At 67.3% G+C, this 24,616-nt stretch carries 16 protein-coding genes and 1 tRNA gene; 10 read left to right on the forward strand and 7 right to left on the reverse strand.

What is annotated here, in order from left to right:
- The first annotated feature begins 354 nt into the window (after positions 1 to 354).
- The gene (locus V5F26_RS10755) at positions 355 to 1,695 is read left to right on the forward strand and encodes a dicarboxylate/amino acid:cation symporter (RefSeq protein WP_394945907.1); all 1,341 of its coding nucleotides are present in this window, start codon (positions 355 to 357) and stop codon (positions 1,693 to 1,695) included.
- Between the two features lie 98 nt (positions 1,696 to 1,793).
- Here the strand turns inward: V5F26_RS10755 and V5F26_RS10760 are convergent, their stop codons facing one another.
- A complete protein-coding gene (locus V5F26_RS10760; protein ID WP_234052025.1) occupies positions 1,794 to 2,492 on the reverse strand; it encodes a pirin family protein in 699 nt (232 codons plus the stop codon).
- Between the two features lie 109 nt (positions 2,493 to 2,601).
- Between V5F26_RS10760 and V5F26_RS10765 the strand changes: the two genes are divergently transcribed.
- Positions 2,602 to 3,549: a LysR family transcriptional regulator gene (locus V5F26_RS10765; protein WP_394945908.1), complete on the forward strand. Its 948-nt coding sequence runs from the start codon at positions 2,602 to 2,604 to the stop codon at positions 3,547 to 3,549.
- On the opposite strand, the gene V5F26_RS10770 is transcribed toward V5F26_RS10765, so the two are convergent.
- The 4 genes from V5F26_RS10770 to V5F26_RS10785 form a co-directional block, all read right to left on the reverse strand.
- Positions 3,542 to 4,909 carry an alkaline phosphatase family protein gene (locus tag V5F26_RS10770; protein WP_394945909.1) on the reverse strand — a complete coding sequence of 456 codons (1,368 nt, stop codon included), beginning with the start codon at positions 4,907 to 4,909 and terminating at the stop codon, positions 3,542 to 3,544. The genes V5F26_RS10765 and V5F26_RS10770 overlap by 8 nt on opposite strands.
- Positions 4,910 to 5,025: 116 nt before the next feature.
- Positions 5,026 to 5,979, reverse strand: a complete 954-nt coding sequence (locus V5F26_RS10775; protein ID WP_234052022.1) for a ribose-phosphate pyrophosphokinase — start codon at positions 5,977 to 5,979, stop codon at positions 5,026 to 5,028.
- Between the two features lie 81 nt (positions 5,980 to 6,060).
- Positions 6,061 to 6,657: a hypothetical protein gene (locus V5F26_RS10780; protein WP_394945910.1), complete on the reverse strand. Its 597-nt coding sequence runs from the start codon at positions 6,655 to 6,657 to the stop codon at positions 6,061 to 6,063.
- A 237-nt stretch (positions 6,658 to 6,894) separates the two neighbouring features.
- Positions 6,895 to 7,446, reverse strand: a complete 552-nt coding sequence (locus V5F26_RS10785) for an RBBP9/YdeN family alpha/beta hydrolase (protein WP_394057510.1) — start codon at positions 7,444 to 7,446, stop codon at positions 6,895 to 6,897.
- Between the two features lie 240 nt (positions 7,447 to 7,686).
- Between V5F26_RS10785 and V5F26_RS10790 the strand changes: the two genes are divergently transcribed.
- From V5F26_RS10790 to V5F26_RS10810, 5 genes are all read left to right on the forward strand, one after another.
- Positions 7,687 to 8,265 (forward strand): glycosyltransferase, encoded by a 579-nt coding sequence (locus tag V5F26_RS10790; protein WP_234052214.1) that lies wholly within the window; start codon positions 7,687 to 7,689, stop codon positions 8,263 to 8,265.
- 318 nt (positions 8,266 to 8,583) lie between these two features.
- On the forward strand, positions 8,584 to 13,926 hold the full coding sequence (locus V5F26_RS10795; protein WP_394945911.1) for an alpha-2-macroglobulin: 5,343 nt from the start codon (positions 8,584 to 8,586) through the stop codon (positions 13,924 to 13,926).
- Positions 13,923 to 16,043 carry a penicillin-binding protein 1C gene (gene pbpC, locus V5F26_RS10800; protein WP_394945912.1) on the forward strand — a complete coding sequence of 707 codons (2,121 nt, stop codon included), beginning with the start codon at positions 13,923 to 13,925 and terminating at the stop codon, positions 16,041 to 16,043. Before V5F26_RS10795 ends, pbpC begins: the two co-directional genes overlap by 4 nt.
- A 48-nt stretch (positions 16,044 to 16,091) precedes the next feature.
- Positions 16,092 to 16,448: a hypothetical protein gene (locus V5F26_RS10805; protein WP_394945913.1), complete on the forward strand. Its 357-nt coding sequence runs from the start codon at positions 16,092 to 16,094 to the stop codon at positions 16,446 to 16,448.
- Positions 16,449 to 16,645: 197 nt separating this feature from the next.
- Positions 16,646 to 16,719 (forward strand) — tRNA-Gln (locus V5F26_RS10810).
- 494 nt (positions 16,720 to 17,213) lie between these two features.
- On the opposite strand, the gene V5F26_RS10815 is transcribed toward V5F26_RS10810, so the two are convergent.
- Complete coding sequence (locus tag V5F26_RS10815; protein ID WP_394945914.1) at positions 17,214 to 19,328, reverse strand: ATP-binding protein; 2,115 nt, start codon at positions 19,326 to 19,328, stop codon at positions 17,214 to 17,216.
- Positions 19,315 to 19,695: a response regulator gene (locus V5F26_RS10820; protein ID WP_234052015.1), complete on the reverse strand. Its 381-nt coding sequence runs from the start codon at positions 19,693 to 19,695 to the stop codon at positions 19,315 to 19,317. The genes V5F26_RS10815 and V5F26_RS10820 overlap by 14 nt, the downstream gene beginning before the upstream one ends.
- Positions 19,696 to 20,265: 570 nt before the next feature.
- Here V5F26_RS10820 and V5F26_RS10825 point away from each other — a divergent pair.
- The 3 genes from V5F26_RS10825 (at position 20,266) to V5F26_RS10835 (ending at position 24,544) form a co-directional block, all read left to right on the forward strand.
- Positions 20,266 to 21,528 carry an EAL domain-containing response regulator gene (locus V5F26_RS10825; RefSeq protein ID WP_394057517.1) on the forward strand — a complete coding sequence of 421 codons (1,263 nt, stop codon included), beginning with the start codon at positions 20,266 to 20,268 and terminating at the stop codon, positions 21,526 to 21,528.
- Positions 21,482 to 22,273 (forward strand): response regulator, encoded by a 792-nt coding sequence (locus tag V5F26_RS10830; RefSeq protein WP_234056060.1) that lies wholly within the window; start codon positions 21,482 to 21,484, stop codon positions 22,271 to 22,273. Before V5F26_RS10825 ends, V5F26_RS10830 begins: the two co-directional genes overlap by 47 nt.
- 474 nt (positions 22,274 to 22,747) lie before the next feature.
- The gene (locus tag V5F26_RS10835; protein WP_509210500.1) at positions 22,748 to 24,544 is read left to right on the forward strand and encodes a hypothetical protein; all 1,797 of its coding nucleotides are present in this window, start codon (positions 22,748 to 22,750) and stop codon (positions 24,542 to 24,544) included.
- Positions 24,545 to 24,616 lie beyond the last annotated feature (72 nt).

Genomic DNA, 24,616 nt, shown 5'->3' on the forward strand with positions numbered 1-24,616 from the left:
GCGTTTCCCGCCTCCGGGAAGCGGGCGGATGCTCCTGTCCATTGCGGTCACGCGGTTTCGAGCGAACCGGCATCTTCCCTCGCTCGAAGCTTTGCCGATGTGTGCGAAAATTCGCACGCATCTTGAAGGAAGTTGTGCGGCAGATCGCACGATCTGTCGAGGGGACCGCGCGGGTGCCCTCTAAATTAACGATTTATCAATGCTTTGCCGGCTTCCGCGCGGGGCCGGACGGGTGGCACAGCGCTTGCGGAAAGGGAGCGCCCGCGCGGTGAGCGCGCAGGCGTTGCGTCACCCATTCGGTTTCGACGCCGCCCGATCCAAGAGGCGCGACGAGGCCGGCGGAGGAAACCGTTCATGGCCACCCCCATCCCAGCGGCAGCGCCCCAGGCGCCGCGTCGCCTGCATCAGCATTTGTATGTCCAGGTGCTCGTCGCCATCGGCGCGGGCATCCTGCTCGGTCATTTCTATCCGAGCCTCGGCGCCGACATGAAGCCGCTCGGCGATGCCTTCATCAAGCTGGTGAAGATGGTGATTGCGCCGGTCATCTTCCTCACCGTGGTCACCGGTATCGCCGGCATGCGCGACCTGGGCAAGGTCGGGCGCGTGGCCGGCAAGGCCATGCTCTACTTCCTCACCTTCTCGACCCTGGCGCTGATCATCGGCCTGATCGTGGCCAATGTGATCCAGCCCGGTTCCGGCCTCCACATCGACCCCGCCACCCTCGACCACAAGGCGGTCGCGAACTATGCCGCCAAGGCCCACGACCAGAGCCTCATCGGCTTCCTGATGGGGATCATCCCGGCGACGCCCGTGAGCGCGCTGGCCTCCGGCGACATTCTCCAGGTGCTGTTCTTCTCGGTGCTGTTCGGCATCGCGCTCGGCGCCGTGGGCGAGCGCGGCGAGCCGGTGATGGAGGTGCTGCAATCGGCCGCCCAGGCCATGTTCAAGCTGGTGTCCATCCTGATGAAGGCGGCCCCGGTCGGCGCGTTCGGCGCCATGGCCTTCACCATCGGCAAATATGGCATCGGCTCGGTGGCGAGCCTGGCGCTGCTCATCGCCACTTTCTACCTCACCTCCCTCATCTTCGTGCTCGGCGTGCTGGGTGCGGTGGCGCGCTATAACGGCTTCTCCATCCTGGCGCTCATCCGCTACATCAAGGAAGAGCTGCTGCTGGTGCTCGGCACCTCCTCCTCGGAAGCCGCGCTCCCGAGCCTCATGGAGAAGATGGAGCGGGCTGGCTGCGGCAAGCCGGTGGTGGGCCTCGTCATTCCCACCGGCTATTCGTTCAATCTCGATGGCACCAATATCTATATGACGCTGGCTTCGCTGTTCATCGCGCAGGCGGTGGGCATTCACCTGTCGCTGTGGGATCAGATCCTGCTGCTGCTGGTGGCGATGCTCTCTTCCAAGGGCGCGGCGGGCATTACGGGCGCCGGCTTCATCACCCTGGCGGCGACGCTTTCCGTGGTGCCGTCGGTGCCGGTGGAGGGCATGGCGCTGATCCTGGGCATCGACCGCTTCATGTCGGAGTGCCGGGCGCTCACCAATTTCACGGGCAATGCGGTGGCCACCATCGTCGTCGCCCGCTGGGAGAACGACCTGGACAAGGACATGCTCGACGCCGCCCTGCACGGGCGCATCCCCGAGCCGGCCGAGGAGCCCATCGATCTCGCGCAGGCCGCCCCTATCGACTGATCGAGCAGCACTGCACCCTTTTGGCCAACAGCAAACAGGCCGCCCGGCGGGAAGCGGGGCGGCCTGTTCGCATGTCAGGGGATGATCGTGGAAGCCGCTCAGGCGGCGTCCACCAGGATCACCTCGGCGTCTTCCAGGGCCTTCACGGTCACCTGCGCTTCGTCGCGGATGGCGGCGCCGTCACGCTCGCCGACGCGCGCGCCGTTCACCTCCACCGCGCCACGGGCGGTGACGAGATAAAGGTGGCGGCCCGGATCGGCCGCATAGGTCGCGCTGTCGCCGGCCTTGAGGGTGGCGGCCACGAGGCGCGCATCGGCGCGGATCATCAGCGCATCCTCATCGCCCTTGCGGCCGCTGGCCAGGGTGACGAAGCGGCCGGCGCGCTCGCCCTTGGGGAAGGGCTGGGCGGCCCAGCGGGGCGCACCGCCGCGCTCCTCCGGGATGATCCAGATCTGGAAGATCTTGGTGAGACCCTTCTCCAGATTGTACTCGGAGTGGCGGATGCCGGTGCCGGCGCTCATCACCTGCACGTCGCCCGCTTCCGTGCGGCCGCGATTGCCGTGGTCGTCCTGGTGGGTGATGGCCCCGTCGCGCACATAGGTGATGATCTCCATGTCGCGATGGGGATGGAGCGGAAAGCCGGTGCCGGGTGCGATCTCATCATCGTTCCACACACGCAGATTGCCCCAGTGGATACGGTCCGGATCGTAATAATCGGCGAAGGAGAAATGGTGCTTGGTGTCGAGCCAGCCGTGGTCGGCGCCGCCCAGGCGGTCAAAGGGACGCAGTTCGATCATGGTGAACTCCTCTCCGCCCGTTTGCTGACGGGTCGTTCGGTGTCCGTGTTTGGACTGCGCCGAATATGGCATTGGACAGTGGGGCGAAAAATGGAAACAATGGAAATCCATGGTTTCCATTTCTGCACCACATCGCCTGCCGGACCTGGAAGGCTGGGCCATCTTCGCCAAGGTCGTGGAGGCGGGCTCCTTCGCGCGTGCCGCCGCCGAGCTCGGCCTGTCCAAGGCCACGGTGTCCAAGGCCATCAGCCGGCTGGAAGAGCGGCTGGGCACGCGGCTGATGCACCGCACGGCCCGTCGCCTCTCCCTTACCGCCGCCGGCCGGGCGGCCGCCGAGAGCGCCGCGCGGCTGCTGGCCGAGGCGGAGGCGGCGGAGGCCGAGGCGGTGTCCCAATCGGTGGAGCCCCATGGGGTGGTGCGGCTGGCGGCGCCCATGTCATTCGGCCTGCGCCATCTGGCGCCGCTGCTGCCGGAGCTGCTCAAGCTCTTCCCGAAGCTGTCGGTGGACCTGCACCTGAGCGACGCGGTGGTGGATCTGGTGGGGGAGGGCTTTGACCTTGCCTTGCGCATCGCGGTGCTGCCTTCATCCAGCCTGAAGGCGCGGCGTATCTGCTCGGTGCGGCGCATTTTGGTGGGGGCACCGGACTATTTCGCGCGCCACGGCCGCCCGGCCCATCCGCGCGATCTCGAGGCCCATGCGTGCCTCGGCTATGCCTACCTGCCGGTGCCGGACCGCTGGCGCTTCGAGAACGCCGCCGGCGAAGTGGCGACGGTGATGCCCAAGGGGCCCCTTCGCGCCAACAATGCGGATGCGCTTACCCCCATGCTCCTGGCGGGCCAGGGCCTGGCGGTGCAGCCGGAATTCATGGTGTGGCAGGATCTTGCGGCCGGCCGGCTGGAGCCGGCTTTGCCCGGCTGGTCCATGCCGGACCTGGCGCTGAACATTGTGCTGCCACCCGGCGGCCTGCGCCCGGCCCGGGTGACGGCGGTGGTGGATTTCCTGGCCGCGCGGCTGGCGGCGGCGCCCTGGGCGGGGGCCGCCGGGCGCGTCAGTTGAGCTCGAGCGCGTTGGTGAGGTCGTTGGCCTTAGCGTCGCGCTCCGCCAGCGGCTTCAGGCCATGGCGGGTCTCGATCAGCTTCAGCACCGACGTGGTGTCATACTCGGTATGGTCCACGAACCCCTTCTTGGCGAAGGGGGAGATCACCAAAGTGGGAATGCGCATGCCCGGGCCCCAGCGGTCCCCCTTGGGCGGGGCCACATGGTCCCAGAGACCGCCATTCTCGTCATAGGTGACGATGACGACGGTGTCCTTCCAGATGGGGCTACGCTCGATCAGGGAGATGATGTCGGCCGCCTGGCGGTCGCCGGCCAGCACGCTGGTGTAGCCGGGGTGCTCGTTGGCGACGCCGATGGGCTTGTAGAAGGACACCGGCGGCAGGGTGCCGTTGTTGATGGCCTCGATGAAGTCCACCCCGTCCTTCAGATGGGTGGCGCGGGCCTGCGTGCCGTCGCCATAGGCCTTGAAATAGGCGAAGGGCTGGTGGTGGAACTGGAACGACATGTCCGGGTGGCCGGCAATGGCGTCGTTCCAGCCGCCCGAATACCACGCCCAGTTCACGCCTTTCTCGGTCAGGCGATCGCCGATGGTGGGCTCTTCCATGGGCGGCAGGAGCTTGGCCGGGTCGTTGGCGGAGGCGGGGCGCGGCATGTAGCTGGAATAGATGGTGTTCACCGCATAGCCGTCAGGGGTGAGCGCGCCATCCTTCTTGAGCGTGCCGTCGGGGTTGAGCTGGGCGCGGATGCCCTCGGGCGCGTTCTTGAATTCGGGCGTGCAGGCGCAGACCAGATACATGTGGTTCAGGAACGAGCCGCCGAACACCGCGTGGAAGAAATTGTCCGCCAGCGTGTACTTCTGCGCATAGCGCCACAGGGGCAGGCGCGAGCCGTCGTAATAGCTCATGGCCAGGCCGCCGGCATCGGAGATGGCCGCGAACCGGTCCATCTTGCCGCCGTTGATCTGTTCCTGCTGCTGGTAAAAGCGGTGGACCAGATCGCCCGTGGTCTGCTCGAGGCCGGCATAGGCGTCGGCGCGGAACGGCTTGTTGGGCAGGTTGTCGGGGAAGCGGTTGTCCACCACCGGCGGCTTGATGTTCACGTTCATGACCAGGGGAAGCTGGTCATAGGGCTTGCCGTCGCGGTCGGTCTGGGTCGCGGTCGCGCCGGCATTGGCGATGCCGTTGGCGCCCGGGAACAGGCCATAGATGTTGTCGAAGCTGCGGTTCTCCAGGAACAGCACGACAATGTGCCCCACCTTGTCGAGGCCCGGCTTCGGCGCCGGGGGCTCGGCCGCGCCCGCATGGGGGCTGGCCAGGAGGACAAAGGCGGTGGATGCGAGGGCCAAGGTGCGGAGACGCATGGAAGGGCTGCCATCTGATCGAAGACGCCGCACCCTCCACATCCCGCGTGACCCGCGGATGACACTTGGAGGAATTCTAAACTGATCCCCCAAGGTCAGGCTGGAGCCGCGGCCGCTCAGTCGAACAGGCTGGAGACCGATTCTTCGTGCGCCGTGCGCGCGATGGCCTCGCCCATGAGGGTGGCAACGGACAGGACGCGGATGTTGCGCGCCACGCGCACCGCCTCGGTGGGCTGGATGGAATCGGTGATCACCAATTCCTTGAGCTTGGATGCAGTGATGCGCGCCACCGCGCCGCCGGAGAGCACCCCATGGGTGATGTAGGCATGCACTTCGCTGGCGCCGCGGGCCAGCAGGGCATCGGCGGCATTCACCAGGGTGCCGCCGGAATCCACGATATCGTCCACCAGGATGCAGCGCCGGCCCTTCACGTCGCCGATAACGTTCATCACCTCGCTCTCGCCGGGGCGCTCGCGGCGCTTGTCGACGATGGCGAGGGGGGCGTCGATGCGTTTGGCCAAAGCGCGGGCGCGCACCACGCCGCCCACGTCGGGCGAAACCACCATGAGGTTCGACAGTTCGAACCGTTCCTTGATGTCCCGCACCATCACCGGCGCGGAATAGAGGTTGTCGGTGGGGATGTCGAAGAAGCCCTGGATCTGCCCGGCATGGAGATCCATGGTCATCACGCGGTCGGCGCCGGCATGGGTGATGAGGTTGGCCACCAGCTTGGCCGAGATGGGCGTGCGCGGGCCGGGTTTGCGATCCTGTCGGGCATAGCCGAAATAGGGCACCACGGCGGTAATGCGCTTGGCCGAGGCGCGGCGCAGCGCGTCGATGATAATCAGCAGCTCCATGAGATGGTCGTTGGTGGGAAACGACGTGGACTGCACCACGAACGCATCCTGGCCGCGCACATTCTCCTGGATCTCGACGAAGATTTCCATGTCCGCGAAGCGCCGCACCACCGCCTTGGTCAGGGGGATGGCGAGATAGGCGGCAATAGCTTCCGCCAGCGCGCGGTTGGAATTCCCCGCGACGAGCTTCATAGGACCGTTCTCCGCTGACATCTGACGCTCCACCCGCACGGCGGGTTGTTGAGGCTGGGAGGCTCTGATAGGCGCCTGCGCGGGACCTTGTAAAGACGCGGCTCAGTTGGCCGCATAGGCGAGGGCGGGGGTCGCCGCCCCCAGAGAGGCGACCTGGCCACCGCCATCGGCGGGGGGTTCCGGGGCCGCGGCCGGCGCTTCCGCGGGCGCGCTTGCCGGGGCCTCCTGCGCCGCGGCCGGCTTGGCTTCTTCAGCCGCCGCCGGCCCGGCGTCATCGCGGCTGGAAGCCACGGCGGCCACCGCCGGCTGGCTCGCCGCGGGCGCGGTGCCGCCGACACCCAGCGCCTGGGAAAGATCAGCCATGGAGCGGTCCGCGATCTTCGCCAAAACCGCGTCGTTGCAGGCCGCCCAGGTCGCCGAGCCCTTCACCGGACCGGCGTTTTCCTCGCCGGTGATGCGGGCGACGCGGGTCTTGTTGGCGTCATAAACGTCCCAGGCATAGGCCACCGAGGCCTTGCCCCGTTCCACATGCATGGAGAGATAGCCCTTCACCTTATAGGCGCCAGGATCATCGCGGGAGGCCACCTTCACCTGCCGGCTCTGCGCCTCCGAGGAGAGCTCGTTCACCAGCTTCTCAAAGGTGGGCTTGGGCGGCCCGTCGATGGAGACGAAGGAAAGGCCGCCATTGGCGGAGGCCATCCCGCTACCGTCCGTCTGGCATGCGGCGAGCGCAAGGCTCGTCAACAGAATGCTGGTCCGAAACAGGACGCTGGCCGAAAAACCGGCAATGCTACGCTTGCCGACCTGTCCAACCGTGGCCGGTGCCTGTGATTCCCGCATGGCGGCTCTCGCGTGATGCTTGATCCGCAAAGAGGTAGCGGCAAAAGGCGGCGCGGTCCACAAAAACGGTTAAGGGGCTGTTAACAAGGTGAATGCTCAGCCCAGGGCGCGCAGAAAGCCCAAGAGCCGCATGGAGCCTTCCGGCCATGGGCCGAAGCCGGCGTCCGGGTTGATATGGCCGGCCTCGCCCGCGTCCAGCAGCTCGGCGCCCCAGGCCGCCGCCAGCTCCTGCGAGTGGGGATAGGGGCAATAGGGATCGTTCCGGCTCGCCACCACGAGCGCCGGAAAGGGCAGGGGTGCGCGGGGGATGGGGGCGAACGAGCCGAACAGCGGGTTGAGGGGCGCGGCGTCGAGGTCCGGCGGGGCGACCAGGAAGGCGCCTGCCACCTTGCCGGCCGGCAGGCTCGGCGCCGCATGGATCACCGTCGGCACGCCGAGGGAGTGCGCCACCAGCACCACGGGCTTGTCCGCCGCCGCCACCGCCGCGCGCAGCTTTTCGACCCACGCCCCGCGATCCGGCTGCGCGAAGTCGTCCTGCTCCACGCGGCGGGCGGTGGAGAGGCGGCTTTCCCAGCGGCTCTGCCAATGGTCGGCATCCGAGCCCTTCCAGCCGGGAACGATGAGAAGGGCGACATCGGAGGATTTCATCTGCTGTGTCCGGCGTGGGCGGGGCCGCGGGGCCTGAAAAAGTCGAAGTCCCCGCTTGCCACATCCGCAGGGAAGGGGAAAGTGCTGGCGGCACGCGCCTCAAGCGCCGCGCGAGGCGGTGATGATCGCCAGGGTTGCAGTGGGTCGCCTTGCCCCTTGCGTGCATTGCGGAATCGACGTTGCAGCGCAGCGGCGGTATAGCTGTCACATAAATGCGGGAGCGTTGGCCCTTTGCTGTCCGTGGTGATCGCCACTCAGAATTCGGAACGTCAGCTGGTACCGGTGCTCTCGGCGCTGGTGCAGGGCGTGACTGCCGGTGTCCTGCGGGACGTGACGCTGGTGGACAGTGGGTCCACCGACGACACGGCGGCCATTGCCGATGCGGCCGGTTGCACCTTTCTCCATTCCGTGAGCGACGTGGGCGTGCGCCTGCGCCAGGGCGCCGCGCAGGCGCGCGGGCGCTGGCTGCTGTTTCTGTCGCCGCGCTCGTTCCTCGAGGAGGGGTGGGCGCGCGAGGTGGCCAATTTCATCGAGACCGCGGAGCGGCGGGGGCAGGCGGATCGCCTGGCCGCCACCTTCCGGCTGGCGGTGGACGGCTACGGCCTGCGCCCGCGCCTGGGCGAGGCGGTGGCGGCCGCGCGCCTGGCTTTGCTGGGCATGCCCAATGCCGGGCAGGGCCTGCTGATCTCCCGCAAGCATTATGAGCGCCTGGGCGGCCATCCCTCCGGGGTGAAGGCCGAGCGGCGGCTGGTGGCCCGCATTGGCCGGCGCCATGTGCATCTGCTGCGGGTTCATGTGCTGCTGCCGGAGAAGGGCTGAGGCGGCGGCTACCTCCCGAAGCCGGCTGCGCTTTTCACGCCTGTGCCCGCTGGACGATGCCCGCTCCCGAACGTCTCAGATTTACCCTTGGCGAGGCCCATGGCTTGCGTCTAGATGTCGACGCAGGGTGAGGCCGGGCCTGTCGCGCAAGCCGAGGGACCGGCGGCCGTGAGCCGTTTCTGTTGACATGAGGGTGTGTCGCGTCGCGCGGAAGCCCATGTGCCCGGAGGTCGCCCGCCAGGGCCGACGCACCGGAAGGCTCACCGCCCAAATGTGACGCCCCCACAGCCACGATGCCCGGCATCGGGGAGGGGACCCATGAAATTCGCGTTCGGGCCATGCGCTGCCACGAAACTCGCTCGCCATCTCCTCGCGCGGGGTACGAGCGGTGCGCTGAGGGTGCTGGGCGCGAGCGCTCTGGCGCTGGCGGTGGCCTCTGGCCCCGCGCTGGCGCAGCCGCGGCCTCCGGCTCCCATTCCCGCACCTGCTCCCGCGACCACGCCGCCCGCCACCGCGCCCGCGCCGGCCCGGCCCGCGGCACTGAAGAGCTTCCAGCGGGCGGATCTCGTCACCTCTGCCAAGCGCTATGAGCGGTACCTTCGTCGTGAGGTGTTCGCCCCCACCATCCCCCTCGACCGTGCGCGGCGTGATGCGGACCAGGCCTTCCAGCGCAACGATGCCCGCTCGGCCGCCGCGCTATACGGCAGCCTTGCCTTGGCGGTGCCGCAGGATGCCGGCGTGTGGCTGCGGCTCGCCCGCTCGCTGGCGGCCATCAAGCCGACTGAAGACGAAAATGCGAGCGCCCTCACCGACAATGCGCTGGCCGCCGCCTACATCTCCTATCGCCGCGCCGGCACGCGGGCGCAGGAGGCGGATGCGCTGGGCCTCATCGGCCGGCTCTATGCCTCGCGCGGGCTGTGGAATGCGGCGCTGGAGACCATGAAAGCGTCGCTGGAGCTGCGCGACGCCCCTGCTGAGCGCGCGTTCTATGAGAAGCTGCGGGAGGAGCATGGCTTCCGCCTCGTGGACTATTCGGTGGAGGCGGATTCGGCCAATCCGCGCGCCTGCGTGCAGTTTTCCGACGATCTGGCCACGGGCGCGGATTTCGCCCCCTTCGTGCAGGTGGCGGAGCTGACGAAGCCGGCGGTGACCGCCGAGGCGCGCCAGATCTGCGTGGAGGGACTGAAGCACGGCGAGCGCTATACGCTGCGCGTGCGCCCCGGCGTTCCGGCCGCCAATGGCGAAAGCCTGCGCAAGCCGGTGGAGCTCTCCTTCTATGTGCGCGACCGCGCGCCGTCCGTGCATTTCACCGGCCGCAATTATGTGCTGCCGCGCACGGGGCAGAAGGGCGTTCCCCTGGTTTCGGTGAACACCCGGGCCGTGAAGGTGAACATCCTGCGCATCGGTGATCGGGCGCTGGTGCCCACCGCCATCCAGGGCGAGTTCCGACAGAACATCGATTCCTATGTGCGCGAGCAGATGGCGGCCGGCACCGCCATCTCGGTTTATTCCGGCATCCTGGAAACCGAGAGCCCGCTCAATGGCGACGTGACCACGGCCGTTCCCATCACCGATGCCATCGGCAAGCTGGAGCCCGGCGTCTATGTGATGACCGCCAAGCCCGACCAGGTGCTGGGCGATGATGAATATGGGAGCGAGGCCACCCAGTGGTTCATCGTCTCCGATCTCGGCCTCACCGCTCTGTCGGGGCTCGATGGGGTGCACGTGATGGTGCGCGCCCTGGGCACCGCGCAGCCAGTGGCGGACGCGACGGTGCAGCTCGTCGCCAAGTCCAACGAGGTGCTGGGGGAGGCGCGGTCCGATGCCGACGGCATCGTGCGCTTTGATCCCGGCCTGTCGCGCGGGCCCGCGGGGCTCGAGCCGGAAGTGCTGATCGCACGCACCAAGGCTGGCGATTATGCCTTCCTCTCCCTCAAGGAGATGGCCTTCGACCTCACCGACCGGGGCGTGGCCGGCCGCGAGGCGCCCGGTGCCCTCGACGCTTTCGTGACGCCCGAGCGCGGTGTCTACCGTTCCGGCGAGACGGTGCATCTCACCGTATTGCTGCGCGACGCGCAGGGCCGCGCGGCCACCGGCGTGCCGCTCACCGTGGTGCTGCAGCGGCCGGATGGCGTGGAGGATCGCCGGCTCGTGGTGGCGGACCAGTCCGCCGGCGGGCGCACTGTGGACCTCACCTTGCTGAAGGGAGCCATGACCGGCACCTGGCGGGCCCGCGCCTTCACCGATCCCAAGCTGCCCGCCATCGGCGAGGCCAGCTTCCTGGTGGAGGATTATGTGCCGGATCGGGTGGAGTTCACCCTGTCTGCCAGGGATGAGAAGGTCTCGCGCACCCGTCCGGCGGAGATCCTTTTGGAAGGCCGCTTCCTGTTCGGTGCCCCCGCCGCCGGGCTCGATGTGGAGGCTGAGACTGAGGTGCGCATTGCGGAGAACCGCAAGGGCTTCGAGGGCTATCGCTTCGGCAACAGTGAGGACAACGTCTTCCCCGAGCGTCAGCCGGTGGCCGACGCGCCGCGCACCGACGCCGGCGGAAAAGCGAGCCTCAAGGTTGCCGCCGCCAACCTGCCGCGCACCGATCGTCCGCTCGAGATGGAGACGCTGGTGCGTCTCGTGGAAGCGGGCGGCCGCGCCGTTCAGCGCACCATCGTGCTGCCCGTGGCGCCGGCCGGCAGCGTCATCGGCGTGAAGCCCCTTTTCTCCGACCGCGTGCGTGAAGGGGAGAGCGCGAATTTCGACGTCGCCGTGGTGGGCGTGGACGACAAGCCCCTGGCGGCCCCAAGCCTGACGTGGCGCCTCTCCAAGATCGAGACCCGCTACCAGTGGTACAAGGTGGGCTCCTCCTGGGACTTCGAGCCGGTGAAGGTGGTGACCCGCGTGGGCGAGGGGCGCCTTGCGACCCCAGCCGATGGACCGGCGCGCCTTGCGGTGCCCACCGAATATGGGCGCTACCGCCTGGACGTGACCGGCGATGGTCTGCCGCTGACTTCCCTGGCCTTTGAATCCGGCTTCGGCGGCGACGGCACGGCCGACACCCCCGACAAGCTGGAACTGACCCTGGACCGCCCGGCCTTCAGCACCGGCGATAATCTGGAGGCGACGATCACCGCCCGCACCGCCGGCACCGCCACCGTGATGGTGGTGAATGAAGGCCTGCTGGCGCAGAAGGTGGTGCCCGTTTCCCCCGGCGCCAACAAGGTGAGCTTCAAGGTGGCGGAGAATTGGGGCCCGGGCGCCTATCTGGTCGCCTTCCTGCACCGTCCGCTGGATGTGGCGGCCGGGCGCATGCCGGGCCGGGCCATCGGCTTGGCGTGGTTCTCCGTGAACCGCGACGCCCGCACCCTGAAGGTGGAGCTTTCCCCGCCGGGCGAGATGCGGCCAGACCAGACCCTGGCCGTTCCCGTGCGCATCTCCGGCATCGAGCCGGGGGCCAAGGCGTTCGTGACGGTGGCGGCGGTGGATGTGGGCATCCTCAACCTCACCGGCTTCAAGCCGCCGGCCCCCGACGCCGTCATTTTCGGCCAGCGCCGGCTGTCGCCCGAGATCCGCGATCTTTACGGCATGCTCATCGACGGTATGCAGGGCAATGCCGGGCGGCTGCGCTCCGGTGGTGATGGCGGCGAGGCGGCGCTGCAGGCGAGCCCGCCCACCCAGGCGCCGCTCGCTCTGTTCTCCGGCATCGTGCCGGTGGCGGCGGATGGCACGGCCCTCGTCTCCTTCCCCATCCCCGCCTTCGACGGCACTGTGCGGCTGATGGCCATGGCCTGGAGCGCGGACAAGCTGGGCCACGGCTCCACCGACGTGGTGGTGCGCGACAAGGTGGTGGTGCTCGCCACCTTGCCGCGTTTTCTGGCTTCCGGTGACCGCTCCACCTTGACCGTTGACCTCGCCAATGTGGAGGCTCCCGCCGGCACCTACCGTCTGGACGTGACCGCCACCGGCGCCGCGGCCATTCCGCAGCCGGCCGGTGAGGTGACGCTGGCGGAAAAGCAGCGCACGGCACTGCGCCTCGCGGTGGATGGCAAAAGCGTGGGGCCCGCCACCATCGACGTGAAGCTGACGGGGCAGGGGGTGGAGATCCTGCGCAGCTTCGCGCTCAATGTGCGGCCCGCTTATCCGCAGATCGAGCGGCGCACGGTGCGCACTCTGGCGCCGGGCGAGAGCCTCACTCTCTCCAAGGCGCTGCTGGGCGATGTCCTGCCCGGCACTGGATCAGTGGCGGTGAGCGTGACGCCCAACAGCACCATCGACGTGCCGGCGCTGCTGGCGGCACTGGACCGCTACCCCTATGGCTGCGCCGAGCAGATCACGAGCCGTGCGCTGCCGCTGCTCTCCTACAATGACCTCTCCGCCCTCGTCGGCCGCGCGCCGGACCCGGGGGCGGATGGGCGCATCCGCGATTCGGTCACCCGCCTGATGGCCCGCCAGGGTTCGGATGGCTCGTTCGGCCTGTGGTCTGCCGGCGGCGAGGACACCTGGCTCGATGCTTATGTGGCCGACTTCCTCACCCGCGCGAAGGAGAAGGGCTTCGCCGTGCCGGATCAGGCCTTCACCCTGGCCCTGGACCGGCTGCGCAACACGGTGAACCTGGCGGGGGCGGAGATGCAGTCCGGCTCCGAGGGGCTCGCTTATGCGCTCTACGTGCTGGCCCGCAACGGCCGGGCGCCCCTGGGTGACCTGCGCTACATCGCCGACACCCGGCTGAAGAACCTCACCGGCCCCCTGGCCCAGGGCCAGGTGGCAGCCGCTTTGGCCCTGCTGGGCGATCGCACCCGCGCCGAGCGGGTGTTCAACGTGGCACTGGAAGGCCTGCCCGCGACGCCCGCCGACCCGCAGGCGGGCCGGGCCGATTTCGGCTCGGTGCTGCGGGATGCGGCGGCGCTCACCGTGCTCGCCCGCGAAGCCGGCATGGAGAAATATGCCGACATCGCCCTGGCCCGCGTGGATGCGGCGCGCACGCGCACCGAGCGCACCTCCACCCAGGAGAATGCGTGGCTCATCCTGGCCGCCACCTCCCTCGTCAACAGCGCCAAGGCCATGGCCCTGGACGTGGACGGCGCCGCGCAGAGCGGCGTGTTCGGCCGCACCCTCTCCCGCGCTGATCTGGAGCGGGCGCCGCTCACCGTGCGCAACTCCGGGCCGGAGCCGGTGAAGGTGGTCGTCTCCATCAATGGCGCGCCGGTGGCGCCGGAGCCCGCCACTGCCCGCGGCTTCGAGCTGGAGCGGCGCTATTACACCCTGGACGGCAAGCCCGCCGACCCCTCCAAGGCCACCCAGAACCAGCGCTTCGCGGTTGTGCTGAAGGTGAACGAGACCGAGAGCGCCCTGGCCGACATCCTGCTGGTGGACTATCTGCCCGCCGGTTTCGAGATCGAAAATCCGAACCTTGTGCAGGGGGGCGAGGATGGGGCCTTCGCCTGGCTCGACGAGACCAGCGAGACCAGCCATGTGGAGTTCCGTGACGACCGCTTCGTCGCCGCCGTGACGCGCCAGGAGGGGGATGACCCGTTCGTGGTGGCGTATGTGGTGCGCGCGGTCTCGCCCGGCCGCTATGCCCATCCGCCGGCGGTGGTGGAGGACATGTATCGCCCCGACCGCTTCGCCCGCACCGGCACCGGAACCGTGGAGGTGGCCCCCGCCAAATGAGCCCGCTCCACCCCGAGAGCCGGAAGGGCGTGCCCGGCGCATCGCGCTTTCCATTGGCGGCGCGGCTGGCGGCGGTGACTGCCCTTGCCGCGGCGCTCATCGGTGGCGGCGCGGTGGCGGGGCTCGCGGGCCTGCGCGCGGCGGCCCCACCGGCGCCCCATCCGGCCGTCTCGCGGGAGGTGGTGGATCGGGAGGGGCGCCTGCTGCGCCCCTTCGCGCTGCCCGATGGCCGCTGGCGCCTCGCGGCCACGGTGGACGATGTGGACCCGCGCTTCATCGCCCTCATCGAAGCTTATGAGGACAAGCGCTTCTCCGCCCATGGCGGCATCGATCCGGCGGCCCTGGCGCGGGCGGCCTGGCAGGGGCTGACCTCCGGCCGGGTGGTGTCCGGCGGCTCCACCCTCACCATGCAGGTGGCGCGGCTTCTGGAGCCGCCGCGCCCGCGCACCCTCTCCGCCAAGCTGGCCCAGATGCGCGGGGCGCTGGAGCTGGAAGCTCGGCTCTCCAAGGCGGAGATCCTCTCGCTCTATCTCACGCTCGCGCCCTATGGCGGCAATATCGAGGGGGTGCGGGCGGCCTCGCTCGCTTATTTCGGCAAGGAGCCGCGCCGGCTGACCCTTGGCGAGATGGCGCTGCTGGTGGCGCTGCCCCAGTCTCCGGAAGCCCGCCGCCCCGACCGCGCCCTGGAACGGGCCCGTGCCGCCCGCGCCCGCGTGCTCGACCGGCTTTTGAATGACGGCGTGATTTCCGCCGACGAGGCGCGCGTGGCGAAGGCGGAGCCCATGCCTCGCGGGCGCCGGCCCATGCCGCGCCTCGCGCCCCATCTGGCTGAGGACATGGTGGCCGAGCGGCCGGCCCTGTCCCGCCATCTCCTCACCCTGGACGCCCCCTTGCAGGAGCGTCTGGAAGCCCTGCTGCGCGAGCGCACCGAGGCGCTCGGCCGTGGCCTTTCCGCGGCCCTGGTGGTGGTGGACAATGACGGCGCGGAGGTGCGCGCCTATGTGGGCTCCGCCGATTTCGCCGATCGCGCGCGCGCCGGCGAGGTGGACCTTGCCCGCGCGGTGCGCTCCCCCGGCTCCACCTTGAAGCCTTTCATCTATGCGCTGGCGTTCGATGATGGCATCGCTCATCCGGAAACATTGATCGAGGACCGGCCCGTGCGCTTCGGTGCCTGGCGGCCGGAAAATTTCGATCGAGGATTTCAGGGCACGCTGTCCGTGCGCAAGGCGCTGCAGATGTCGCTCAACGTGCCGGCGGTGCGCCTTCTGGATGCGGTGGGCCCGCAGCGCCTCGCCAGTCGCCTGAAGGATGCGGGCGCGCGGCTGGAATTGCCCGCCGGCGCGGCGCCGGCCTTGCCCATGGGGCTGGGCGGCGTGGGGATCCGCCTGACCGACCTCGCCATGCTCTATTCCGCCCTGGCGCGGGGCGGGGAGGCGCAGCCCCTGGTGTATCGGCGTGCCGACGGTGCGGTCACGACGCCGCGGCCGGCCCACCTCGTGGGAGTGGTGGCGGCCTGGTATGTGGGCCAGTGCCTGCTGGGGACCCCCGCGCCGGAAAATGCTCTGGGCGGGCGCATCGCCTTCAAGACCGGGACGTCTTACGGCTACCGCGATTCGTGGGCGGTGGGCTTCGATGGCCGGCGCACGGTGGCGGTGTGGGTGGGGCGGCCCGACGGGCAGCCGGTGGCTGATCTGACGGGGCGCGCCGCGGCAGCTCCCCTGCTGTTCGACGCCTTTGCCCGCATCGTGCGTCGCCCGGCCTCCCTGGGCGCTGCGCCCCGTGGCGCTCTGGTGGCGGGCAATGGGCGCCTGCCGCCGCCCCAACGGCATTTCGGCGGGGCGCTCGACGGCGCGGCCATGCAGGTCGTCTATCCGCCGGACGGGGCCCGTGTGGTCCGGGACGACAACGGCCTGACGCCCGATGCCGAGGCCTCACCATTCGCGGTGAAGGTGGAAGGGGGCCTTCTTCCGTTGACCTTGCTGGTGGACGGGCAGCCGGTGAGCCATGCGCAGGATCGGCGCGTGCTGTTCTGGAACCCGGCCGGGCGCGGCTTCGCGCGCATCACGGTCATCGATGCGGCCGGCCGGGCCGATAGCGTCACCGTGCGGGTGGAATAGAGCGCTTTCAGGAAACGCGGAAACGCTCGAGCTCCGGGCGGGATTGCGATGCTTGAGCGCAAGACAAGAAAAATCCCGCACATCATGGATGTGCGGGATAAGTCTTGGGAGGAAACGAAACTCGGGAGGAAACGAAACTTCAGAGCCGGCCGGGCCAGCTGGAACTCAGTGGCGGGGATGAAGAACCGCGTGGGGCTCGTCCTCACGGCTCAAACCCATGCGCTCTGCCTCGCTATTGGCAAGGTGGGTGGGGTTTTCGAACCGATCCGCCATGCGGCGCGCATCAGCGACAGACGCGAAGAACTCGGACATCGCGGCGCCCACCCGAGCGATGAAACCATGCCCCTCATGGGCATTCGCGTGAACCGTAGCCATCTTCAACTCCATAAGCTGACGCAGAGATAAGCGGATCCGGTGCATCGCAACAGGTGGCCTGCTGCATGGCACCAATGCGTCGCCTGAATGCGTCTCAGCCTGTGGATTATTCAAAAGGGGGCTGGACCGCCCTCCGCGAATTGCGTAATAAGCGCCCCTGCCTTCGGGCACACACCTCGAACCACCGCTCTTCCAGCCCTCGGGCCTGGCGGCGGCAGGCGAGATGGTGGGGGATAGTTCAACGGTAGAACCGCGGACTCTGACTCCGTTAATCCTGGTTCGAATCCAGGTCCCCCAGCCACTCTCTTCCAAAATTCAATGCCGTGATATGGGTCGCCTCCCAGGCGCCCCTTACGCGCGCGTCGCAGCCGGGCGGCGCTCGCCGTGCAGTGACGCGGACCAGATCCGCCTTGCGCTGTGGCGTTCGGCGTGCCCGGCAGGCTGACGGCGCTTTCAATCCGGGCTCTTCGATTGCGGCGGCCGGCGGGCTGGTGGCTGGGCGGCTGGCGTCTTGGCGCCGAGAGGTGGCTTCACTCGCGAAGGCGACGATGGCCGTGATGGGCCATATTCCCAGTTTCCGATCTCGGCATCGTCCGGGCCGGGCTTCTGGCCCATTGGGGGCGGGTTGGCTTTCACGGTCCGGGATTATCGCAACAGGCCGCGCCCGATCACGCCTTCAGCTGAAGCCGCGGCTGTGAGGTGGCGGCCATGCCGAACCGCCGCGGCGCCGGCTCGGCCTCCGTGAGGCCTCCGAGAAGGCTGCTCTTTTGCCTGTCGCGTGGGGGCGGCAAGGGGCTAGCCCTCCGCCCCCACCTCCTCCTCGGTCGGGGGGCTGTCCGCAGGGCGCCCGGCGAGGGTGGGCAGGGTGATGGTGAAGATCGCCCCGTCTGGCCCGTTGCGCACGCTCAGATTGCCGCCATGATTGCGGATGATGCCGAAGCTCACGGAGAGGCCGAGGCCCGTGCCCTTGCCCGGCGGCTTGGTGGTGAAGAACGGCTGGAAAACGCGCTCCAGGATCGCGGCGGGAATGCCCCCGGCCGTATCGGAAACCTCGATGCGCACCTCCTTGGCCGTGGCGGGCTCGAGATCCCAAGACACATTGATGGTGATCTGCAGCAGCGCGCCCGGCTCGCGCCCCGCACTGCTGTCCAGCAGCGCGTCACGGGCGTTCTGGAGCAGGTTGATGAGCACCTGCTCAAGCTGGTCCTGCCGGCACAGAACCTTGGGCGCGTCCGGCGCGATGTGGGTTTCCATGCGGATGTTGTCGAGCCGGATCTGCGCGCCCACCACCTGCAGCGCGCCAGCCACCGCATCGGCCGGGCTGCAGGGCTGAAGCGCGTCATCGCTCTTGCGGCCGAAGATGCGCATATGGTCGATGATGCGGCTCATCCGCTCGGTCTGCAGGATGATGCGATCCAGCTTGGCGGTGACATAGTCGAGCTTGACCCCCTGCTTCATCGCCGTCAGCGCATTGCTGGCGGCAAGGCGGATGACGCCAAGGGGCTGGTTGATCTCGTGTGCGAGGCCGGTGGCGACCTCGCCCAGGGAGGCGAGCTTCGACATCTGGTAGAGCTTGTTTTCCTCCATCCGGCGGCGGGTCTGATCTACGGCGAAGACGACCACCTCGCGCTTGTCGGGGCTTGTGCGCTCGGTGGTCAGGGTCTTGATGGGCGCCACCACCATCTCCAGTTCCCAATCGCGGGTGCCGTCATTGAGGTGCTCGTTGCGCATCAGGGGCGCCCTGAGGCCCGCGACCAGGGTCCGGAAGCGGCCGCTGCCGGCAAACTTGCGCACGGCGGTGGCCAGGGCTGTGGTGGGCACGGCGCTGACTTCGCTGGGGCCGGTTTCATCCACATGCAGAACGCTGATGCCCGGCACGCGGCTGATGGCGCCGAGCACGTCGGCCTCGCGCTGCCGGGCCTGGGCCTCCAGCTCGCGGGCGTTGAGCCGCTTCTGCATGCTCATGTAGCGATTGGCGAGCAGGACCAGGATCAACAGGGCCGCGGCCAGCCCCACAGCCGTTCCCCAGATGGCGGTTCGGAAATCCCGGGTCTGCTGCTGCACGAAATCGGTCGAATAGGCGACGACCACAGATATGGGGTAACGCTGCGAGTGGATGACGGCGCCGATGCGCTCTACCCCGTCGATCCGGCTCGTGAATTCATAAATTGTCTCCTTCGCGCCCATGATGCTCCGGAAGGCGGGGCTGTTGGAAACGTCTTCACCAAAGCTCGTCTCCTTGGCCGCACGGGCGCGAATGATGCCATCGTCGCCCACGAGCGCGATCAGCATATTGTCCTCAAGCCGTAACTGCTTGAAATATTCGATGAAGTCGGAGATCGCATAGGAAGCGACGACGACACCGCCAAAGCCGCCATTTCCATCATTCAGCGGCCGCGTCAGCTGCACCGTCCACAGGTTCGACACGCGTCCCAGGACAGGCTTGCTGATAAAGAGCTCTCCATGGGCCGAATTGCGCTGCATGTGGACGCGAATATGCTCGCGGTCCTTCAGGTCGACGGGCTTTCCACTGGGCTCGGCGAGGTTGCTGGCAATCAGTATTCCATCCTTGTCCACCACTGCGAGCTGCACAATGGAGGTGGGCAGCTTGACTTCCTTCAGCGCCTCGTATGCTTGAAGTGGAGTCCAGTTGGCGTCGAATGTATTGGCGAAATTCTGAAGCAGGGCATCGATGGGCTCAATGGAGCGTTCGAAGCTGTGCAGCAGAAGCTTGGCCATCTTGGCCGCGCTGTCCGTCGCCCGGTGAACCTCCGTCTGGCTGTGGAGGCTGTAAAGGGTCACTGCGGCTGCGAACGGCAGACAGCCGACCAGGATCAGCAGCGCCGCGAGCAGCAGCGTGACCGGGTTCAGAAAGCCCCGCAGCGGCGGGCTGTCATCACGACCGTCCATCGCGGCCCCCCAGCTTCACGAGCACCTCGCAGAACGGTTCGAGCGCGAACGGCTTGGGGAAGCAGGCGGCGGCCCCGGCGGCCTCGGCGCGGCGAATGTCCTCCTCCGAGGCATGCCCCGTCATCACCACGAATTTCATGTGCCGGTCGGGAAAGGCGATCTTTAGCGCCTCGATCAGGGAGACGCCGTCCATGTCCGGCATGCGGATGTCGGTGATGACGATTGAAATGTCGCGATTGGCGCCAACGGCTTCGACGGCGTCCGCGGCCCGCCGCACGCAGACCGTGGGAAGTCCCCGCAAGGCAAGGGATTCCGCCAGTTCCTCGAGAAAATCGGGCTCGTCGTCCACGACCAGTAGATGGCTCATCGTCTCGACTGCGTCCTGACACGCGGGCGGATTTCATCAGCGCGTATGGAAGAACTGTGCTCGCCGCAGGGTCAACGAGGATTCACTCCGGGAATGAAATGAAAAAATCTGACCGGTCCGGATCTGTGGCGGCGGGTGGTATTATTTTGCATCAATGGGGGCGAATGGTATCGGCGGGACCTTGGCATTCCCTATGATGGTACTTATTTTTGATTGTAGAGCTTGTGCTCTCCTCGCATTGGGCGAAAATCCGGTTCGACAAAAAACAGTGCGGAGAATCCCGTATTTGACTTTTAAGGGGTGGGGATCGAACAGTTTTCCTTCTTGGGGGCGTGGCAATCCATCACAAACCGAAAGTAAGCCTCACCTCGCCTCAAGAGGTTCGGCTCCTCTGGTCAGGAGTTTGTAGAACCCGGCCTAGCATTAGGCTCGGGTCTGCGGCTTTCGCGGGCCAATGGGCGGAGCAGAACCACGCGAGCGTAAGTGGAGGCTCCGATCTGTCGTCCCGATCCGCCGCCCTTGGCTCGATGCAATCCCCTCGCGCCGAAGACAGGAAAGAACACCAAGACCATGAAGAAGCGGGTCCTCATTCTTGATGACGACGAGGCGTTCCGTGAGGATCTCGGTGAGTTGCTGGACATGGCGGGTCATGATGTGGAGGCCATCGGCAGCGTTGCCTCGCTCACTCCGGAAAGGCTTGGGCGATGTGATGTGCTGTTGCTTGATCTTTCCTTGCCGGGCCTTGATGGCACTGAGGCCCTGCGTCGGCTGTCCCGGTTTCCGCGACAGCCCGGGATCGTGCTGATCAGCGGCAGTTGCGAAGATATCATCTGCGCTGTGGCGGATGCGGCGCGGCTGCGGGGCACGCCGATCCTCGGCACCTTCAAGAAGCCGTTCGCGCCGGAGGATCTGCTGCGCCTCATAAATGCGGTTCCCGATCAAGCGGGAAGGTCGCCACGACGTGCGCTTGAGGCCAGCCAGGCGGATATTGCCGAAGCCCTTTCCTGCGCGATCACCCGCGGTGACCTGCCGGTGATGTTCCAGCCGAAGGTGGATGCGCGAACCCTCGCCTTCCATGGCGCGGAACTGTTGCTGGGCGATCACCTGCCGGGCATCGGGCACCTTCCGGTGCTGGAGGTGGTCGCCGCGGCGGCCAGCGTGCCGGGCCTCATGAAACGGCTGTCTCATTACACCCTCGACGCGGGGGCGCGGGGGTGCGCGCGGTGGCGGGCGCTGGGGTGTGAAGGGCCGGTCAGCGTCAATCTGCCAATGGACGTGCTGCTGGCCGCGGATGCGGCGGGGGAGCTCGCCGCGGTTGTGCGGGCGGCGGGCCTGGCGCCCGCGCAGGTGATCTGCGAGCTGACCGAGGATGCGCTTTATGACAGCTCCAGCGAGTGCCTGATGGCGCTGGCGCAGCTCCGGCTTGCGTGCTTCGGCCTTGCCCTCGACGATGTCGGCCAGCGGCAGAGCGGGCTGCTGCAGCTGGCGCGGTTGCCGGTGACGGAGCTGAAGATCGACATGGATCTTCTCCACCGTGCGCGTAGCTCGGCCAAAGCGGGGGAAATCTTCGCTTCGCTCGTGGGGCTTGGACGCCGGCTCGGCATGAGCGTGGTTGCGGAAGGCGTCGAGACGATGGAGGATCTCGCCAGGGTACGTGCCAATAAGGTTGACCTCATCCAGGGCTATCTCGTTGCTCGGAAGATGCCGATCGATGATTTGCTGGCGTGGTTGATGTCGAATCGACAAGATCTGAATGTTCAAGACAATCTCGTCGGGGGGGATGCTCATGAATGCACAGACGCCACAAAATCCTTCCATATTGCTGGTGGATGACGACGCGGACAATTTGAGCGAGCTGCATGAAGGTCTGGAAATGCTTGGCATTCCGACCCTGACGGCCACAAGTGCGTCCGAAGCACTGGATCTGGTGGAGGTACATCCGCATCTTCAGGTCGTGGTGACGGATCTGGAGATGCCGCGCATCGACGGCATCGAGCTCCTTCAGAAGCTTTCCGCACGCCGACGCCGGGCGCCGCTGGCGGCCATCGTGGTCACGGGCCACGCCTCGCTGGACCGCGCGGTGGGGGCGCTGCGGCTGCGCGCGGTTGATTTCCTGCAGAAGCCGGTGACCGCCGACGAGGTGGCCGGCGCCATTGCGCGGGCGTTGGCGCTGGTGGGCGGCGAGACGGCGCGGCCGCGCCCTCCGGCTCCGGCCACGCCGGGGGGCGTCGACTGGGCTGAATATCTGCGTGTGATGCTGGCCGCGCAGGCCGATCGCGCCGCGATCTTCGAGCCCAACCTCTTCGGCGACCCGGCTTGGGAAATGATGCTGGACCTGATGATGTCCGAGGCACACCGACGGGAAATCTCGGTGACGAGCCTGTGCCTGGCCTCAGGCGTTCCGACGACGACCGCCCTGCGCCGCATCGACGAGCTGATGGAGGCCGGGTTCGTCTCCAAGCATCCCGATCCTCATGACCGCCGGCGCATCATGGTGCGGCTGACGCCCCTGGGGCGGGAGCGCATGGAGGCGTTCGTGTTGCGCCAGTCCAAGCGGCTGGGCCTCGAACTCGACTGATGGAAGACCAAAGGCCCGGAGCGGGTTTCGGGGCCTTTCGTCAAACCCACGCGCACCTGAGTTCAAATTATGCTCCTCGCTTCGTCTTGATCTGAAAGTCAAGACGAAGAAGAGGTCGTTGTCTTTCTGCTGGCGTCCGCCTTCCGGCGGCGACGCGTTCGGCGGTGGGCCCATACGCCCCGCCCCATTCGATGCACCTGCAGAAGCATTAGGTCCCTGCCATCGGCACAAGCACCCTTTGCTGCGTTCAGCGCGGCGGGCGGCAGCGCTATGAATATCCCACGACGTCTCATGCAAATGGGTGTCATGATGGAACAGGACCCTGTAACGCACGCGGAGTACGATGACGCGCTTGATTCACCGTTCGGTCTGGATCTTGCTCTCGGAAGCGAATTTGGCGACGTCATCAGTATTTCTTCGATTGAACGCCTCCTGGAAAGCCTCTCATTCATACAGAATCCTAACGACACCGGCATGGTGGTTGGTGTTTCCGCTACAGCCGATGCGGTGGGGACGGATACTTTTACATCCCTGGACCTGTTGGTTCAGTTGCAGAGCTATTCCTGGGGTGCTGTGGCCGTGGGCTACGCGTCATTGGAAGCTTTGGCGACGGGGTGCGAAGGTGATGCCGTGCTGGCGCAGACGGATTGTGCCGTCGACTTCTACGGCGCCGATCTCATCGTGATCATTGACCGTTCGCAATACGGAAGCGGGTTGGCCGATGGCACCGTTTGGACGGCTTCGACCACTGACGTCTTGTTCCTGGCCATCGATATCGCGGGCTACACGCCGGCCAATGGTCCGGTGACACTCGAACTGGATTTCGATTCCGAATTCTGCCAGTTGCCATCACTCATCTCGGGCAACCTTGCGCTCTACAACATTGAAAACGTCGCCGAGGGCGATGATGGGGCCGTGACGGCCGATGTCTCGGTGCTGACCGTGGAAGACCTGCTCTCCAGCTCCTCGGCCACCCTGACGGCCGCAGTGGATTATCAGGACGATTGCGGCTGCGGGGGAGACCCCGGCACTGATCCTGGGACCGATCCCGGGACTGATCCTGGGACCGATCCTGGGACGGATCCTGGGACTGATCCTGGGACCGATCCCGGGACTGATCCTGGGACCGATCCTGGCACTGATCCCGGGACGGATCCTGGGACGGATCCTGGGACTGATCCTGGGACTGATCCCGGCACCGATCCCGGGACGGATCCTGGGACTGATCCTGGGACTGATCCCGGCACCGATCCCGGGACTGATCCCGGCACGGATCCCGGCACTGATCCTGGGACCGATCCCGGGACTGATCCTGGGACCGATCCCGGCACGGATCCTGGCACCGATCCCGGCACCGATCCTGGGACTGATCCCGGGACTGATCCCGGGACCGATCCCGGCACCGATCCTGGGACCGATCCTGGGACCGATCCCGGGACTGATCCCGGGACTGATCCCGGGACCGATCCTGGGACCGATCCCGGGACGGATCCTGGCACTGATCCCGGGACGGATCCTGGCACTGATCCCGGGACGGATCCTGGCACTGATCCCGGGACCGATCCTGGGACTGATCCCGGCACTGATCCCGGCACCGATCCTGGGACCGATCCCGGGACGGATCCTGGCACTGATCCCGGGACCGATCCTGGGACTGATCCCGGCACTGATCCTGGGACTGATCCTGGCACTGATCCCGGCACCGATCCTGGGACTGATCCCGGCACCGATCCCGGGACTGATCCCGGGACCGATCCTGGGACTGATCCCGGCACTGATCCCGGGACGGATCCCGGCACCGATCCTGGGACCGATCCCGGGACTGATCCTGGTACTGATCCCGGGACCGATCCCGGGACTGACCCTGGGACTGATCCTGGGACTGACCCTGGGACCGATCCCGGGACGGATCCTGGGACTGATCCCGGGACCGATCCCGGGACTGACCCTGGGACGGATCCTGGGACTGACCCTGGGACGGATCCTGGGACGGATCCTGGCACGGATCCTGGGACCGATCCCGGGACCGACCCTGGCACCGATCCCGGGACCGACCCCGGGACTGACCCTGGCACTGATCCTGATCCCGAAACGGGAGGTGGCTTTCCGAGTTGTTGGGCTGCGTGCGGGGCGCTTGTGGCAACGTTCCTGGGCGTTTTCTGTGGCTCCGCCGCGGTCGCGCATGGAGTTCCCGCGGACCAAGTGGATGGGCCCTTCGGCTGGACCCCGCAGGGCGGACATGTGGACTTCAACCCCTTCCACTTTTGGTAATTGACGCCGGGCGGAAGACTCGGGCGTCGGGGGGGTGAGGCGCTGCCGCTTGATGGTGGCGCCTCACCGCTT

Origin of the sequence: Xanthobacter variabilis, assembly GCF_043831965.2 — a bacterium.
GTDB lineage: Bacteria > Pseudomonadota > Alphaproteobacteria > Rhizobiales > Xanthobacteraceae > Xanthobacter.